This window comes from Bacillota bacterium (genome assembly GCA_040754675.1).
In the GTDB taxonomy this organism is placed as follows: domain Bacteria; phylum Bacillota; class Limnochordia; order Limnochordales; family Geochordaceae; genus Geochorda.
The window spans coordinates 1-2216 of sequence record JBFMCJ010000636.1 but is presented as its reverse complement, the minus strand read 5'-3'; the positions used below and the strand labels follow the sequence as shown (position 1 = coordinate 2216).

At 63.9% G+C, this 2216-nt stretch carries 4 protein-coding genes; 1 reads left to right on the top strand and 3 read right to left on the bottom strand.

The features are described 5' to 3' along the window. From AB1609_21890 to AB1609_21880, 3 genes are all read right to left on the bottom strand, one after another. The coding region (locus tag AB1609_21890) for a putative sporulation protein YtxC (GenBank protein MEW6049087.1) at nucleotides 1-769 on the bottom strand (769 nt) is incomplete at its 3' end. Between the two features lie 116 nt (nucleotides 770-885). Further along, nucleotides 886-1062 carry a hypothetical protein gene (locus tag AB1609_21885; GenBank protein MEW6049086.1) on the bottom strand — a complete coding sequence of 59 codons (177 nt, stop codon included), beginning with the start codon at nucleotides 1060-1062 and terminating at the stop codon, nucleotides 886-888. Between the two features lie 258 nt (nucleotides 1063-1320). Then, nucleotides 1321-1695: a hypothetical protein gene (locus AB1609_21880; protein ID MEW6049085.1), complete on the bottom strand. Its 375-nt coding sequence runs from the start codon at nucleotides 1693-1695 to the stop codon at nucleotides 1321-1323. A 167-nt stretch (nucleotides 1696-1862) separates the two neighbouring features. Between AB1609_21880 and AB1609_21875 the strand changes: the two genes are divergently transcribed. Further along, nucleotides 1863-2123: a type II toxin-antitoxin system prevent-host-death family antitoxin gene (locus AB1609_21875; GenBank protein MEW6049084.1), complete on the top strand. Its 261-nt coding sequence runs from the start codon at nucleotides 1863-1865 to the stop codon at nucleotides 2121-2123. Nucleotides 2124-2216 lie beyond the last annotated feature (93 nt).

The following is a 2216-nucleotide window of genomic DNA, read 5'->3' as shown; positions in this document are numbered from 1 at the left end:
ATTCGCGCAAACGTCCGCGGAACACCTCCCCGATAATCCTCCATGCCGGCCTTTCATACCCGGTGCGGCGATGCAACACCACCTCGCGCGGGGCCAGTGCCACCAGGGTACTGATGAGTATTTCGTCGTCGCCCGCTTCGTCTTCCAGGAAAGCCTGTGTTGCGCCCGCGCCGATGGTTTGCTTCTGACGGTCGAGCAACTGAAATCTGCCGTCGGCCCGACAAACCACGTGGATAAGCCGGCAGGAACCCTGTCGCACCTCAACAAAGGACCTCAGTAAGCGAATAAACTGGTGGTATTCCTTTTCCAGTAAATAATCGTTCAAGGCCTCGTAAGCGGCCGCGCGCAACCCTTCCAGGTAATCGTGCAGGCGAAAACGCACAAATCCGTCGATGACAATCCCGTTGTGGGTTTCCAGGACTTCTTCCGCCCGCTGCCTCACCAGCTCCTGGCGTAGCTTCCTGGCTCCCCGGTGCCGGCGCACCCGCTGCACGATGAGCCGCCGCTCGTCGGCATTGAGTTCCGGGCAATCGTGGGCGACCATGTTTTCCAGCAACCCTTCCTCCCACCGTTGTACCACCAGTTTGGCCACCACTGCCGCGATGCGCCTTTTCAGGCGAGCCCGACCGACACGACGGTCCGCCACGCAGGTAAGCAGCGTATATCTGCCGCCCGTCGCCTCCGCGGCACACACCCGCAGATACCGGAGCAGTTGCTTCTTGAGCTGCCCCATATAACGGCTGCCGCTTACCACAATCTTGCCGGCCATTACCCTCTTAACATCCTTTCCGCGCCCCAAAGCCCGGCCCTTTGCCCCGGAAGGAAGCAAACTCCCTGGTAGTATATGTGCCCTTTCGGGACCGTATACGGCAAGGATTCTGAACTTCAGGGTCCCGCGACGCGTGAAAGAATCTCTTCCACCGTACCGCCTACCGGCCCCCCGGCGGAGGCCCCGGCCGAGAGGCCGGAGACAGGGGTCACCCTGGCGGTCTCGAAGGTCAGGACCGCGAGACTGTAGTTGAACAGGGGCTCCACGTACGGGGACTCGAGGCGCAAAGCCACCGCTCCGAGGCCTGCAGCACCTCCGGGCCGGTGCCCACGCCCACCTCGCAGCGCAGGCTCGCCAGGCGGTGATTCTCCCGGGCCTGCTCCAGGCCGGCCTTCCGGCGAATACCATCGGGTGTGACGGGCCGGCAATAGCACCGGGCGCAACCCTCCCGGCCGGACGGCAGGCACCACAGGCCGTCACCCAGGACGCCCGCGCCGCCACCCGCTCACGAAGATAGAACGTCGCAGGGGGCATTGCTCTGGAGAGAGACGTCAGTTCTGCGAGCCAAGCACCTCGGCCAGGAAGGCCGTGAATTCCTCCAGACTCCCCGCCCGCGCCGCCTTCCTCAGCAGCGCCTTGAGCACCGCCGGGTCCTCCATCCGCTCCAGCCTCCCCGGCAGGTCCCGGGGATACTCCCCCACCGTCTCCGCCAGGGCCTCCAGTACCGCCTCCACCAAACCGCTGCGGCGGCCCCGCTGCAGTCCCTCCTGTAAGCCCTGCTGCAACCCCTGCTGCAATCCCTGCTGCAAGCCCTGTTGCAATCCCCGCTGCAGGCCCTGGTCGATCCACTTCTCCCGGATGCCGTCGAACAGGGGCGATTGCTCCATCTGGCTCACCTCGACCTTGAGGATCACTTCCCCCGCCACGCGCAGCGAGGCGAACAGGCCCAGTAGGCCGGAGAAGCTGCAGGCGGCAGCCCCGGCCCGAGAACGCCCCGGGTCCCTTGACGGTCCCCAAAACAGTGGTTATACTCTATTTAACGTATGGCTACTCTTAAGTGAACCCCGGGGTTACCGAAAGGGGGGCAGAGGCGATGATCTTCGTAACTACAAAGGAACTGAGGCTGCATTACGGGACCATCCTGGAAAGGGTGCGGCGCGGCGAGCGCGTGGCCATCACCTATCGGGGTAAGCCGGTGGCTTGTCTGGTGCCCTTTGGGGAGCACCAGGAGGGTAACGCGAGCTTAAGGCCCTTCGAAGTCGCCTGGCGGGACATCGAGGCGACCCTGCACGCCACCGAGCCGCCGTACCCGGATGTGGAAACCGCGTTGCGCAAGAGCAGGTGGCGCGATTGATCTTCGTGGACTCGGACGTTTTCGTGATCGACCTCCGCTACCCCAGAGACCCCCGGTTCCGGACCAACACTGAGTTCCTGGCGCGGTTAAAAG